The 13951-nt window shown below is 63.6% G+C and carries 14 protein-coding genes and 1 pseudogene; 6 read left to right on the top strand and 9 right to left on the bottom strand.

The window, feature by feature from the left end:
• Positions 1-157 precede the first annotated feature (157 nt).
• Positions 158-1708 carry a trimethylamine methyltransferase family protein gene (locus AAC077_RS04585; RefSeq protein ID WP_339766962.1) on the top strand — a complete coding sequence of 517 codons (1551 nt, stop codon included), beginning with the start codon at positions 158-160 and terminating at the stop codon, positions 1706-1708.
• 18 nt (positions 1709-1726) lie between these two features.
• Here AAC077_RS04585 and AAC077_RS04580 read toward each other — a convergent pair whose 3' ends face one another.
• The gene (locus tag AAC077_RS04580) at positions 1727-2014 is read right to left on the bottom strand and encodes a DUF6477 family protein (RefSeq protein WP_339766960.1); all 288 of its coding nucleotides are present in this window, start codon (positions 2012-2014) and stop codon (positions 1727-1729) included.
• A gap of 251 nt (positions 2015-2265) precedes the next feature.
• Between AAC077_RS04580 and AAC077_RS04575 the strand changes: the two genes are divergently transcribed.
• A complete protein-coding gene (locus AAC077_RS04575) occupies positions 2266-3447 on the top strand; it encodes a DUF6456 domain-containing protein (RefSeq protein ID WP_339766958.1) in 1182 nt (393 codons plus the stop codon).
• Positions 3448-3537: 90 nt separating this feature from the next.
• Here AAC077_RS04575 and katG read toward each other — a convergent pair whose 3' ends face one another.
• Positions 3538-5718, bottom strand: coding sequence for a catalase/peroxidase HPI (gene katG / locus AAC077_RS04570; protein WP_339766956.1), 2181 nt, complete (start codon positions 5716-5718; stop codon positions 3538-3540).
• A gap of 79 nt (positions 5719-5797) precedes the next feature.
• Positions 5798-5962, bottom strand: coding sequence for a hypothetical protein (locus AAC077_RS04565; RefSeq protein WP_339766954.1), 165 nt, complete (start codon positions 5960-5962; stop codon positions 5798-5800).
• A gap of 61 nt (positions 5963-6023) precedes the next feature.
• Between AAC077_RS04565 and lipA the strand changes: the two genes are divergently transcribed.
• Complete coding sequence (gene lipA / locus AAC077_RS04560) at positions 6024-6971, top strand: lipoyl synthase (protein ID WP_339766952.1); 948 nt, start codon at positions 6024-6026, stop codon at positions 6969-6971.
• A complete protein-coding gene (locus AAC077_RS04555; protein ID WP_339766949.1) occupies positions 6964-7887 on the top strand; it encodes a DMT family transporter in 924 nt (307 codons plus the stop codon). Before lipA ends, AAC077_RS04555 begins: the two co-directional genes overlap by 8 nt.
• A 54-nt stretch (positions 7888-7941) precedes the next feature.
• Here AAC077_RS04555 and AAC077_RS04550 read toward each other — a convergent pair whose 3' ends face one another.
• Together AAC077_RS04550 and hpt are read right to left on the bottom strand one after the other, a co-directional pair.
• On the bottom strand, positions 7942-8109 hold the full coding sequence (locus AAC077_RS04550) for a hypothetical protein (protein ID WP_339766947.1): 168 nt from the start codon (positions 8107-8109) through the stop codon (positions 7942-7944).
• Entirely contained in the window at positions 8106-8642 is a 537-nt protein-coding gene (hpt, locus tag AAC077_RS04545) for a hypoxanthine phosphoribosyltransferase (protein ID WP_339766945.1), read from the bottom strand. The genes AAC077_RS04550 and hpt overlap by 4 nt, the downstream gene beginning before the upstream one ends.
• A gap of 70 nt (positions 8643-8712) precedes the next feature.
• Here hpt and AAC077_RS04540 point away from each other — a divergent pair, with 70 nt between their 5' ends.
• Positions 8713-9156, top strand: a complete 444-nt coding sequence (locus AAC077_RS04540; protein WP_339766943.1) for a type II toxin-antitoxin system RatA family toxin — start codon at positions 8713-8715, stop codon at positions 9154-9156.
• A 31-nt stretch (positions 9157-9187) separates the two neighbouring features.
• The gene (locus tag AAC077_RS04535) at positions 9188-10435 is read left to right on the top strand and encodes an MmgE/PrpD family protein (protein ID WP_339766941.1); all 1248 of its coding nucleotides are present in this window, start codon (positions 9188-9190) and stop codon (positions 10433-10435) included.
• Here the strand turns inward: AAC077_RS04535 and AAC077_RS04530 are convergent.
• From AAC077_RS04530 to AAC077_RS04515, 4 genes and pseudogenes are all read right to left on the bottom strand, one after another.
• Positions 10432-11613, bottom strand: coding sequence for an ammonium transporter (locus tag AAC077_RS04530; RefSeq protein ID WP_339766939.1), 1182 nt, complete (start codon positions 11611-11613; stop codon positions 10432-10434). The two genes, AAC077_RS04535 and AAC077_RS04530, sit on opposite strands and share 4 nt — an antisense overlap.
• A 173-nt stretch (positions 11614-11786) precedes the next feature.
• On the bottom strand, positions 11787-12260 hold the full coding sequence (locus AAC077_RS04525) for a CinA family protein (protein WP_339766937.1): 474 nt from the start codon (positions 12258-12260) through the stop codon (positions 11787-11789).
• Positions 12257-12760, bottom strand: a complete 504-nt coding sequence (locus tag AAC077_RS04520; RefSeq protein ID WP_339766935.1) for a phosphatidylglycerophosphatase A — start codon at positions 12758-12760, stop codon at positions 12257-12259. The genes AAC077_RS04525 and AAC077_RS04520 overlap by 4 nt, the downstream gene beginning before the upstream one ends.
• A pseudogene (locus AAC077_RS04515) lies at positions 12757-13885 on the bottom strand (bifunctional 2-C-methyl-D-erythritol 4-phosphate cytidylyltransferase/2-C-methyl-D-erythritol 2,4-cyclodiphosphate synthase). Before AAC077_RS04515 ends, AAC077_RS04520 begins: the two are co-directional and overlap by 4 nt.
• Positions 13886-13951 lie beyond the last annotated feature (66 nt).

The raw sequence follows: 13951 nt of genomic DNA, 5'->3' as shown, positions 1-13951 counted from the left end.
CGAACGCGGGGGTGTTATTTTTATCCCAATGACACGCGGCAGTGACGGGATATGTCGCTTTTTGCCCTTGGCTGCCGTTCAGGGCGTGCGTTTGGGCGTGGCGCTGGGCTAATCAGCGGGTCAGAACTGGCACCCGCACGAATGAGGGAATGGAATCATGACGGATACAGCAGCAGCAACCGGACGGCGCGGACGTGGTGGTGGCGGTGCCGCACGGCGCGCCGAGCGCAGCGCAGTGTCGTTCGAAACAGCCAAGTATATCGAACGCAACATTCCCAACCTTGAGATTCTGAACGAAGAAGCCTTGCAGATCATCGAGGCCAATGCCGAGACGATCCTGGAAGAGATCGGCGTGAATTTCCCCGACAATCCAAAGGCGCTGGAACGCTGGCGCGATGCCGGTGCGAACGTTGACGGCGAACGGGTGCGTATCCCCAAGGGGCTGGCACGCGAATTGTGCAAGACAGCGCCCAGCGAATACACCCAGCACGCCCGCAACCCCGAGCGCAATGTCGTGGTGGGGGGGCGCAATCTGGTGCTGGCCCCGGTGTATGGCCCGCCCTTCGTGCGCGATGCGGCCGGTGGCCGCCGCTATGCGACGCTGGACGATTTCCAGAAGTTCGTGAAGCTGGCCTATATGTCGAAATGGCTGCACCATTCGGGCGGCACGGTGTGCGAACCCACCGACATTCCGGTGAACAAGCGCCACCTTGATATGCTGTATGCGCACATGACCCTGTCGGACAAACCGTTCATGGGCTCGGTCACCGAACCCAGCCGTGCGCAGGATTCGGTGGACATGTGTGGCGTGCTGTTCGGCGAAGACTTTGTGCAGCAGAACACCGTGATGACCTCGCTGATCAACATCAACTCGCCGATGACCTTTGACGATGTGATGATGGGCGCGCTGGAAGTCTATGCGCAGAACAATCAGGCCTGCATCATCTCGCCGTTTATCGTGGGCGGTGCCATGGCGCCGGTGTCGGTGATGGGCACGCTGACACAGGTGCTGGCCGAAGTGCTGGCAGGCATCGCCTATAGCCAGCTGTGCCGCAAGGGTGCGCCGGTGATCTTTGGGGCCTTCGTCACCTCGATCGACATGAACTCGGGCGCGCCGACCTTTGGCACACCCGAAGCGGCACACATCACATATGGCGCTGGGCAGTTGGCACGGCGCATGGGGCTGCCGTTCCGGTCGGCGGGGTCGTTCTGCGGATCGAAGCTGCCGGATGCGCAGGCGGCCTATGAGACATCGAACTCGCTGAACATGGGCCTGCTGTCGGGCGTGAACTTTATGTTGCACGCTTGCGGATGGCTGGAAGGGGGCCTTGTGTCGTCTTTCGAGAAGTTCGTGATGGACGCCGATCAGTTGGGCACGTTGCACCATCTGGCCAAGGGCGTGCAGATTGACGAAAACGCCCAAGCCATGGACGCGATCCGCGAAGTTGGCCCCGGCGGGCACTATCTGGGCTGCGCCCATACGCAGGCGAACTTTAAATCCGCCTTCTGGAAATCGGACCTGCTGGACTACAAGCCGTTTGAGACATGGCAGGACGAAGGCGCGCGCGACACGCAGGCGCTGGCCTCGGTCCGGGTCGAGAAGATGCTGAACGACTACCAGCAGCCGCCGATTGACCCTGCGGTCGTCGAAGCGCTGGATGCGTTCGTGGCCAAACGCAAGGCCGCCGAACCCGATTCGTTCATGTAAACACCCTGCGCATCGCCCCTAGCTTTGGGCGGTGCGCATCACACGCGCCTCGGCCACGATCGCGATCAGCACTTCGATGTGCCGCGTCAGGCAATAGGTGGCGTCATGCCCCTGGCGCTGGGCATTCAGCGCCGATTCCATTTCCATCAACTGTATCAGCGCCGCGCCATAGCGGGGCAGCTTGCCGTATCCCAGCAGGCGCGGCAGGTGCACCTCGCGGCGGTAATCCTCGGCGCCGAAACGGGCGGCCCGCATCAGCAGGCGCGGGCGGTGGATGGCAGACAACATCGACAGAATATCTTGCATGGGCTGGTTCCTTTGCAATGGCAGAACATCGGGCACGTGTTGGCCGACAGATCGTCACAGTGGCACAGCCTGAGCGGGTGTTGCGCAGGGGGGACAAGCACCGTACGGCGCCTTCACCTGAGTTTATCTTTTGGAAACAATGATTGCCCCATCACTGACTTGTTAAGGAATGAGTAACAACTGCATCCCAAGGTTGTGGGGATAAGTCTGTGGATAACCAAACAGACGACGCTCAGGGGAAGAAGATGAGGATGGACCGAATTTCGGAACAACAGTCGTGTATTGCCGACACGCCGACGTGGGTGCCCAAGGCAGCGCGCACCTATCTGGCACATACAGAAGCGGGGCTGACCATCAGGGAACTGGCCCGCATTTCAGGATGTCACGCGTCAACGGTGTTGCGACAGGTCAGGCGGTTGGAAAGCCGTCGTGACGACCCGTTGGTGGACGCTGCCCTACAGACGCTGGGTGCGCAGTTTTTCCGGGGGGCCGATGACAAGGCTGCCCTGCGTTTGAATGACGCTGCCGCAGATGCTGTCGAAGAATGTGATTTTGAACATGGGGACGCTCTGAATATGAACCAGATCTACAGGAAACACGACACGCCCGATGCCGATCCGCTGACGCAGGACGCGCGGCGGGTGCTGCGGCGCATGTGTGAAAAGGGTGCGGTGCTGGCTGTTGCGGGCGATATGGACAAGGCCGTGGTGGTGCGCGACGGAACCACGCGCACGGCGGTGGTCGACCGGACCGTGGCCGAGGCGATGGCGCTGAAGGACTGGATCACACCGGACGGGCAGGGGCGCATCATACGCTACCGTATCACGGCGATGGGCCGTCAGGCGCTGGCGCGGATGATCGACGAAGCGGGCGAGGCCGAATTGGCCGACGGGTTTGCCGAAGCATCGTTGCCTTTTGCGGGCGCACGCCCTGTGGCAGCAGAGTGTGTATCAGGCGCTGACCACGACAGCAGCGCCGCGCGGCGCATGCGCTACGGCCTGTCTGAATCGCCTTTGACCGCGCTGGCGCGGCGGCGCGACAAGGACGGATCGCAATTTCTAAGCACCGAACTGGTGCGCGCGGGCGAACGGCTGCGCGAGGATTTCGAGCTGGCCAATATGGGGCCGAAGGTGGCGCAAAACTGGGATGGCTTCCTGACCGGCGGCGTGCGGGGCAGCGGTGCCGCCGATGGCGGTGTTGGCAGCGGCCCTGATGCAGCACGTGCGCGCGTGTCGGCGGCGCTGGGCGATCTGGGACCGGGGTTGTCCGATGTGGTGCTGCGGTGTTGCTGCTATCTGGAAGGGCTGGAGACGGCAGAAAAGCGGCTGGGCTGGTCGGCACGGTCGGGCAAGATCGTGCTGCGGATCGCGCTGATGCGGCTGAAGCGGCATTATGACGCCGTGACGGGCGCGGGTGGCGGGTTGATCGGCTAGGCGTAGCCATCCGCGAAACGTGAGAACACCCAAAGAAAAAGGGCGCCCCGGTGGTGAACCGGAACGCCCCATGATTGGCATCTGTGACGCTTAGGCCAGATCGAAACGGTCTGCGTTCATCACCTTGGTCCAGGCGGCGACAAAGTCCTGCACAAAGCGCGGTGCCGCATCGTCCTGACCATAGATTTCCGCCAGCGCGCGCAACTGTGCGTGCGAGCCGAATGCCAGATCGGCGCGGGTTCCGGTCCAGACAACCTTGCCGCTGTTGGCATCGGTGCCTTCAAAAGCCGACTGTTCGTCGTTCGATGCGCCCCAGCGGATGTTCATATCCAGCAGGTTGGCAAAGAAGTCGTTTGTCAACTGGCCGGGACGGTCTGTCATCACGCCCGCTTTGCTGTCGCCATAGTTGGCCCCCAGCACGCGCAGACCACCGATCAGAACGGTCATCTCGGGCGCTGTCAGGTTCAGCAGTTGTGTGCGGTCGATCAGAAGCTTTTCCGCCTTCACGGTGATGCCGTCGGCCACATAGTTGCGATAGCCGTCGGCCATCGGTTCCAACAGGTTCATGCCGTCGATGTCGGTCTGATCCTGTGTCGCGTCCACGCGGCCCGGCGTGAACGGCACGTCGACCTTGTGGCCTGCGTCTGCGGCGGCCTTTTCAATGGCAGCCACACCGCCCAGCACGATCAGATCGGCCATCGACACGCCCTTGTCGCCGCTGTTGAACGCCGATTGCACGCCTTCCAGCGCTTTCAGCACCTTGTCCAGCTTGGCCGGTTCGTTGACGGTCCAGTCTTTTTGCGGTGCCAGACGGATGCGTGCGCCATTGGCGCCGCCCCGGTGATCCGACCCGCGATAGGTCGAGGCCGAGGCCCAGGCGACCGACACCAGTTCCGACACCGACAGGCCGGTGGCCAGGATGTCCGACTTCAGCTTGGCAATGTCCGCATCACCCAGCGGCGCGAATGTCGCCTTGGGCAGCGGGTCCTGCCACAGCAGATCCTCGGCGGGCACGTCTTTGCCCAGATAGCGCGCTTTTGGCCCCATGTCGCGGTGGGTCAGCTTGAACCACGCGCGGGCAAAGGCGTCGGCGAACAGCTCGGGGTCGGCGTGGAAGCGGCGCGAGATGGCGGCAAAGCCTTCGTCCATTTTCATCGACATATCCGCGGTGGTCATCATCGGCGGATGTTTCTTGTCGGGGTCGTGGGCGTCGACGACCATGTCGGCCTCTTCCACATCAATGGGGGTCCATTGCTGTGCGCCTGCGGGGCTTTTGGTCAGCTTCCATTCGTATTTGAACAGAACGTCGAAATAGCCCATGTCCCATGTGGTCGGGTTGGGTTTCCACGCGCCTTCGATGCCGGATGTGGTCGCATGACCGCCAATGCCGCTTTCGTGGCTGTTGATCCAGCCCAGACCCATCTGCTGCATGTCGCCTGCTTCGGGCTCGGGGCCGACATAGACCGGATCGCCCGCGCCGTGCGCCTTGCCGAAGGTGTGACCACCCGCGACCAATGCCACGGTTTCGTCGTCTTCCATGCCCATGCGGCTGAACGTGTCGCGCACGTCAAAGCCCGATGCGATAGGGTCGGGATTGCCGTCCGGCCCTTCGGGGTTCACATAGATCAGACCCATCTGCACCGCGGCCAGCGGGTTGTCCAACAGGCGGTTCTCGCCGTAGCGCGTGCCTTCCTTGTCGGATGTCGCCAGCCATTCGGTTTCCGCACCCCAGTGGATGTCTTCCTCGGGCTCGTAAATGTCCACGCGACCGCCGCCAAAGCCGAACACCTTGCCGCCCATCGATTCGATGGCGCAGTTGCCCGCAAGGATCATCAGGTCGGCCCAGGACAGGGCGTTGCCGTATTTCTTCTTGATCGGCCACAGCAGGCGGCGCGCCTTGTCCAGGTTGCCGTTGTCGGGCCACGAGTTCAGCGGCGCGAACCGCTGGTTACCGGTCGAGGCACCGCCACGGCCATCGGCCGAACGGTAGGTGCCTGCGCTGTGCCATGCCATGCGGATGAACAGCGGGCCATAATGGCCATAGTCCGCAGGCCACCACGGCTGGCTGTCGGTCATCAGCGCGAAAATGTCCTGTTTGACCGCGTCCAGATCAAGCGTGCCAAAGGCAGCGGCGTAATCAAACTCTTCGCCCAGCGGGTTCACCAGCGACGAATGCTGGCTCAGCACTTTCAGGTTCAGCGCATCGGGCCACCAATCACGGTTGGTCACTTGTTTCTTGCTGTTGAAGGGGCATTTCATTTCGCCGTCCATGGTGCAGTCTCCGATCTGTTTCGAAATATCGCGTTGTGTGATCCGACCCGGCAGGCGTGCGGGCCTTTCTAGAATCAATCTAAACTAAGCGGGCGCGGGGTGAAATAGGGCAGGCGCTATATCCCACTAAAATAATCGTGTTTTTCTGCGAGGCTCTGAAAAAGCAGGAAAATTTGATCGCATCAGCGGCGCAATAGTGCATCTTGGCCTTAAACATAGCTGCCATGCGCAGGCTGGTGTTCATTCCGCAATCCCTTATGTTATAGACTGTTCAACGTTAAACCATCTGCCGAAAGCGATGTCTGATGCGCGATCTGAAAATCCCCGAGCAACGCCACCCTGAAAAGGCGCGTCGCCCCGACAATCCGCAGCCGAAGAAACCCGACTGGATTCGCGTCAAGGCGCCGGGCGGCAAGGGCTATGCCGACACGCGCAAGATCATGCGCGACAACAACCTGACCACGGTGTGTGAAGAGGCGGGGTGCCCCAACGTTGGTGAATGCTGGTCCCAAGGCCACGCCACCATGATGATCATGGGCGAGGTCTGTACCCGCGCCTGCACATTCTGCAACATCGCCACCGGCAAACCGCCCGAGGCGCTGGACGCTTTCGAGCCGGGCCGCGTGGCTCATGCGGTTGAAAAACTGGGGCTGAACCATGTGGTCATCACCAGCGTGGACCGCGATGACGTGACCGATGGCGGGGCCGACCATTTCGCCCAGACCATCCGCGCCATCCGCCACCGCAGCCCCGGCACCACCATCGAGATCCTGACGCCGGACTTTATCCGTTGCGATCCGTCCGTCTTGGAAGTCGTGGTCGAGGCGCGCCCCGATGTGTTCAACCACAACCTGGAAACCGTGCCGGGCCTCTACCCCGAAGTGCGCCCCGGTGCGCGCTATTTCCACAGCTTGCGTCTGTTGCAGCGGGTCAAAGAACTGGACCCCACGATGTTCACCAAATCGGGCATCATGGTGGGCCTGGGCGAAGACCGGCAGTCGGTTATTCAGGTGATGGAAGACATGCGCGCCGCCGACATCGACTTTTTGACCATCGGGCAATATTTGCAACCCACGCCGAAACACCACCGGGTTGACCGTTTTGTGCACCCCGACGAATTCGCAGCTTATGAAAAATCCGCCTACGGCAAGGGGTTCCTGATGGTATCGGCCACGCCGCTGACCCGTTCGTCCTACCATGCGGGCGACGACTTTGCGCGGTTGCGGGCGGCGCGGCTGGCCAAGTTTGGATAACCCCGAAGGTGCTGCGGCACGGGTTCGGCTGATCGGGGTTTTCTTCGGTCTGGCTGCCGTGGTCATGTGGGCGCTGTATTTCGTTTATGCCCGACAGGCGGCGCAGACGGGATTGCTGCCCATTGATGTCATCGTGCTGCGCTATGGCGTTGCGGGGCTGATCCTGTTGCCATGGCTGGTGCGCAAGGGGCTGGGCGATCTGGGTGGTGTCGGCTGGAGGCGCGGCATTGTGCTGGCGCTGATGGTCGGGCCGCTGTTTCTGATGTTCGGCGCGGGTGGTTTTCTGTTCGCGCCGCTGGCCCACGGGGCGGTGATACAGCCGTCGACGGCCGCTTTGGTGGCGACGGGCATCGCGATCCTGTTTCTGGGGGAAAAGCTGCACGCGGCCCGCATTGCCGGCATCGTTATGGTGCTGGGCGGCATCGCGTTGATTGCGCTGGCGGGGTCCACGTCCGGCGCGCCGGGTGCGTGGAAGGGGCAACTGATGTTCATGGCGGCGGGCGGCTGCTGGGCGGGCTTCACGATTTTGCTGCGCCTGTGGCAACTGGGCGCGATTGCGGCGACGGCGGTGGCCTCGGTGCTGTCGGCGGTGGTTGTGGTGCCCGGTGTGCTGCTGTTCGGCACCTTTGACCGTCTGGCCGCATTGCCCACCGAAACCCTGATCCTGCAAATCGTGGTGCACGGCGTGATGGCGGGCGTGCTGGCAATGGTCGCCTATGCGCGGTCGGTGGCGCTGCTGGGCGTCGGTTCTGCCGCGCTGTTTCCTGCCGTTGTGCCCGCCGTGGCGCTGATCATGGGCATTCCACTGGCGGGCGAGGTGCCCACGGCCCCCGAATGGCTGGGCGCGGTGCTGGCCACAACGGGTCTGGCGGTGGCACTGGGCGGCATTCCGGGTATGCGCCGCGCAGGTGCCTGATCTTCATCTTGCCCAAAAAATAAGGGTAGACGCGCCAGCGTCCCCCCCCAGATGTCAGGGCCGCGCGCGCGTCGCCGTGGCCCAGTCGGGCCACCAGCCCAGTTTCTCAACGCCCCAGATCATCAGCAACACCGCGATAACCCCGAACACCAGCTTCACCCGCGCCGACGATGGCGGGTTGCGTGCCCAGCGGGCCATGCGCACGAACCAGATCGGGTTCATGTGAACCGCACCTTGCCGATATAGCCCAGGTTGCGGTTGCGTTGGGCAAAGTCGATGCCGTAGCCCACGACAAATTCGTCGGGTATCTCAAAGCCGGTCCAATCCGCTTTCATGTCGATCTCGCGTCGGTCTGGTTTGTCCAGCAGGGCGATGGATTTCAGCCGCGCAGGCTCGCGCGAACGCAGCAGGTTGACCACGTGGTGCAGCGTGTGGCCGGTGTCGACGATGTCCTCGACCACCAGCACGTCGCGGCCTTCGATGGCGCCGCGCAGGTCCTTGAGGATACGCACCTCGCGGCTGGATTCCATGGCGTCGCCGTAAGAGGACGCTTCAAGAAAATCGACCTCGATCGGCAGGTCCAGCTCGCGCACCAGGTCCGCAATGAACACGAACGACCCGCGCAGCAGGCCCACGACCACCAGCTTGTCGGTGCCGTTGAATTCCGCCTGAATCTCGGTGCACAGCTCTTCGATCCGCGCGGCAATACTCTTGGCCGAGATCATCTGATCAATCACATAAGGCCGGTCTGGCATGGTGTTCCCCTTGAACTCAGGACTGTTTCGTAACACATGGGTCTGAACCCTTGCCATAACTCATAGCGTGATGCCGACACATTCCGAAACCCGTTTCCTGCCTTATACCGCCCAACAGATGTATGATCTGGTGGCCGATGTCGGGTCTTACCCGCAGTTCCTGCCGTGGTGTGCCGCCGCGCGCGTGAAATCGACCACCGATCAGGGCGATCACACGGTGATGGAGGCCGATCTGGTCATCAGCTTCAAGGTGTTCCGCGAACGGTTCACCAGCCGCGTGGTGCTGTGGCCGGATGCGCACAAGATCGACACCGAATATCTGGACGGTCCGTTTCGCTATATGAAATCGAACTGGGCGTTTTCGGACACTGAAGGCGGCTGCGACGTGTCGTTCTTTGTCGATTTCGAGTTTCGCAACCGCGTGTTGCAGGGCATCATCGGGGTCGTGTTCAACGAGGCAATGCAGCGGATCGTCCGCGCGTTCGAACGGCGGGCCGCCGAGTTGTACAGCTAGGCGGTCCTCCTGATGTAAGGGGGCCGCAGTGATGGCAGCAACAGGTATCACGGAACAATTGGTGGCGTTTGCACGGGCCGAACCCGATCCGGACGCCCGCGCGGTCATGGCGCTGTCGGTGCTGGACTGGGCGGCTTGCGGCGTCGCCGGGGCCGCCGAGGGCAGCTTTGACGGCTTTGTTGCGGCTGCGCATGTTGCGGGCGACTGTACGCAGTTCGCAGGCGGGCAGGGCGCGCCCGCGGCGGCGGCGCTGATCAACGGCACGCTCAGCCATGCGCTGGACTATGACGACACCCATTTCGCGCACATCGGCCACCCGTCGGTCGCGGTTGTGTCGGCAGCACTGGCCGCAGGACAGGCGGCGGGCGCATCGCTGGATGCCATCATCGACGCGGCACTGATCGGCGCCGAGGCGTCGGTGGCTGTCGGCATCTGGTTGGGGCGCGGGCATTATCAGGTGGGCTATCACCAGACGGCCACAGCAGGTGCGTTCGGGGCCATCATTGCCGCCGGCCGTTTGCGGGGCCTGAGCGACGTGCAGATGCGGCATGCCTTGGGGCTGTGCAGCACCATGGCCTCGGGGCTGAAATCGCAGTTCGGCACCATGGGCAAACCGCTGAACGCAGGGCTTGCCGCGCGCTGCGGCATCGAGGCTGCGGACTGGGCGGCGGCGGGTATGACATCGGCTGATGACGGGCTGGCGGGGCCGCTGGGCTTTGGCCCCACGCACCACAGGGCGGGTGATCCCGTGACCTTGGGCGCTGACTGGCGCATGACGCGGGTCAGTCACAAGTTTCACGCCTGTTGCCACGGGCTGCACGCCACGCTTGAGGCGCTGGCCGACACCGACCTGACACCCGACAGCACGGTCGAGATCTCCACCCACCCGCGCTGGATGACCGTGTGCAACATCGAAACCCCGCGCACGGGGCTGGAATGCAAGTTCAGCTATGCCCAGGTTGCCGCGATGGCGGCGCACGGGCTGGACACCGGCGACATTGCGCAGTTCAGCGACGCCACCGCCGCGCGCGCCGATCTGGCGCAATTCCGCACCCGCGTGCGCGTCGACACCGACGAAAGCCTGACGGAAATGCAGGCGCGGGTCTTTGTCAACGGGCAGGCGGCGTTTCACGATCTGGATGCGCCGATGGCGCTGGCTGACCGGCAGGCCAAGATCATGAAAAAGGCGCACGCCCTTGTGGGGACGCGCGCCGATGATCTGTGGCAGGCCGTGCAGGGCAACGACCTTGCCGGTTTTGTCGGCGTGATCGCGTCCTAGCTGGTGATGTCGTAGGCGCGTTCGCCGTGGACGGCGAGGTCAAGACCGTTGGTTTCGACCTCGGGGTCCACGCGCAGCGGCGTGATGGCGCGCACCGCGACGATCAGCACGATGGTGACGACGGTGGTGTAAACCCCGACAATCGCCAGCGATCCCAGTTGCGCGATCCATGTGCCTGCGCCGAACACCGCGATCATGATCGTGCCGAAGATACCGCCGACACCGTGCACGGCAAAGACATCCAGCGTGTCGTCGATGACCACCTTGTTGCGGATCAGGTTCACGGCCTCCTGGCACAGGATGCCCGCGACGGCCCCGATCACCAGCGCCTCGACCGGGCCGACAAAGCCCGATGCAGGGGTGATCGACGCCAGCCCCGCGATGGTGCCGGTGACGATGCCCACCAGCGACGATTTGCCGAACTTCAACCGCTCCCACAGCGCCCATGTCAGCGACGCGGTGGCCGCCGAAATATGCGTGACCGTCAGCGCCATCGCGGCCCCGCCGTCGGCGGCCAGTTGCGACCCGCCATTGAAGCCGAACCAGCCGACCCACAGCATGGCCGCCCCGATCATCACCAGACCGGGGTTGTGCGGCGGCGTGGTGTGGTTGCGGCGTTTGCCTAAGAATACCGCCAAGATCAGCGCCGCAAGCCCTGCGGTTTCATGCACCACGATGCCACCCGCAAAGTCGCGCACGCCGATGTCGCCAAAGATGCCACCGTCGGACAGAAACCCGCCGCCCCAGATCCAGTGCACCACCGGCGCATAGCACAGCAGCATCCACAGCCCCGAGAACAGCAGCACAAAGCCAAAGCCGATACGCTCGACATAAGACCCCACGATCAGCGCGGGCGTGATGATGGCAAATGTCATCTGGAAGGCAAAGAACAGCACTTCGGGCAGTGTGCCGGTCAGGCTGTCGGGCGTCACACCCAGCAACAACAGCTTGTCCAAGCCGCCCCAGATGCCGCTGTCGCCGCCGCCAAAGGCGATGGAATAGCCGACGATGAACCACAGCACGCTCATCAGGCAGGCGATGGCATAGACGTGCATGAACACGCTCAGGACGTTGCGGGCGCGCACAAGGCCGCCGTAAAACAGGGCAAGCCCCGGCAATGTCATGAACAGCACAAGGGCCGTTGCGGTGATGATCCAGGCTGTGTCAGCGGCGTTCATTTGGGTCCCCTCCCGTTTGGTTTGGGGGGACGTGCCAAGCCATTGCGCAGGGGGGAAGCAAGTTTTTGCGCCAGCGCGCTTAAAAACAGGGCGTTTTTGTTATTGCGTTATTTGCGGGCGGAATTTGGGGCGCTTTGCCCTGAAATTGTGCAAGGTGAGAACTCGGCAGTCACTCACTCTTTGGTCAGTGCACCCAGCAGCAGGCCCAAGGCGTGATCGCGTGCCGCCGCCCGCACGTTCGCGCGGCCCGCTGCCCCGAATTCCACCGTTTGAGTGGTTACGCCATCCGGTCCTGCCAGCCCGAAACACACGCGCCCCTCGGGCTTGTGATCCGACCCGCCGGGGCCTGCGATGCCGGTGATTGCCACGGCCCATTGCGCGTGGCTGTGGGTCAGCGCGCCTGTGGCCATTTCGGCGGCTGTTTCTTCGGACACCGCGCCGAACGCGTCCAGCGTGGCTTGCGACACGCCCAGCATCTCGACCTTGGCGGCGTTGGTGTAGGTGACCATGCCCCGGTCGACCACCGCCGACGATCCGGGAATGTCGGTCAGCGCAGCCGCCACCATGCCGCCGGTGCAGCTTTCGGCAGTGGCGATCATCACGCCGCGCGCTTTGGCGGCCTCCAGCACGCTGACGGGCAAGCTCATCGCATCAACACCCCGTGCGCCAGACCGGCCAGCAGCACCACGCCGATGGCCGCGAACACACCGGCAATCACATCGTCCAGCATCACGCCCAACGGATCGCCACGCCGGTCGGCGCGGCCCACCAGCCACGGCTTCCAGATGTCGAACAGCCGGAACAGCACGAACGCCGCAACCCAGCCCGGCCACAGGTCCAGCATCGACACGCCGTTGTTCATCGCACCAATCGACAGCGGCAGCAGGGCAATCCACTGGCCCACGACCTCGTCCGCGACAATCTCGGACGGGTCATGGTCGGTCTTGCCCTTGGTCATCACGCCGGTGGCCCACCATCCGGCGGCAAAGATCACCACGATGCCGGCCATCAGCAGCGGCCAGCCGCCGATCACATGCAGCAGCCACGCCCACGGCAGCGCCACCAGCGACCCCCAGGTGCCCGATGCGGGACGGATATAGCCGACACCCAGAACGGTGCCGATGGCGGTTGCGAGTTTTTGTGTCATGATTTCACCAATGTGCAGGTTGCCAGCGACGCGATGCCTTCGCCGCGTCCGGTAAAGCCCAGGCGTTCCGAGGTGGTCGCCTTGACCGAGATACGCGTGTACTCAACCCCCGTGATCCGGGCCATTTCGCGGCGCATCGCGTCGCTGTGCGGGCCGATCTTGGGGAATTCGCAGATGATCGTGCAGTCGATGTTGCCGATGGCAAAACCGTGCTTTTGCGCCAGTTCAACCGCGTGGATCAGGAAAATGTGGCTGGCGGCCCCCTTCCACTGCGGGTCCGATGGCGGGAAATGCTGGCCGATGTCGCCCATCGCCAGCGCGCCATAGATCGCGTCGGTGACCGCGTGCATCGCCACATCGGCGTCCGAATGGCCCTTGAGCCCGTGATCATGGGCAATGCGCACCCCGCACAGCGTCACATGATCGCCGTCGTCAAAGGCATGTACGTCAAAGCCGTTACCCAGTCTGATGTCCATTGCGTCCTCTTAATATCCGTGCGGCGCGGTCAAAGTCGGCCGGATGGGTGATTTTCAGGTTGTCCTCGTCCCCCGCCACGATGGCCACGTCAAGCCCTGCGGCGCGGGCGACCTCGACATCGTCGGCGGCGTGGCCTGCGTGTGCGGCGTGGGCGGCGGTGATGGCGGCGCGGTCGAACCCTTGCGGCGTTTGCGCACGGAACAGGCCGGTGCGGTCCTGCGTGCCGGTCACGCGTCCGTCGGCCCCTGTCCACAGCGCGTCGGTGACGGGCAGGGCGGGGGCAGCGCCGACGCTGCGGTCCAGCGCATCAATCACATCGCTGATGGTGCGCGCGGTGATGCAGGGGCGGGCGACATCGTGGATCAGCACGCGGGTGATGGCCGGATCGCTCAGCGCCGCCAGCCCTGCGCGCACCGACGCGGCACGGTCCGCGCCACCGGTGGTCTGGGTCACGCCGGCAAACTCTGCGCCGCCCATGTCGTCCGCGTGCAGCACCAGCACCACCTGGTCAATCTGCGGATGGTTCAGGAACGCCGCCAGCGTATGGTCGATCACCCGCGCGCCGCACAGCGGTTGCCATTGCTTGGCCACAGGCCCGCCCGCGCGCAGGCCACGGCCCGCGGCGACGATGATCGCGGCGCATGTCATGTGGGTGTGCGGGGTGTTACTGTCATGTCTGATGTGTAGGACCATTGGCGCGGGCTGGCAATTCGG

Origin of the sequence: uncultured Pseudosulfitobacter sp. (assembly GCF_963976325.1) — a bacterium.
GTDB lineage: Bacteria > Pseudomonadota > Alphaproteobacteria > Rhodobacterales > Rhodobacteraceae > Pseudosulfitobacter.
Note: the sequence above shows the minus strand (reverse complement) of the source record. Positions and strands in the feature narration are given on the sequence as shown.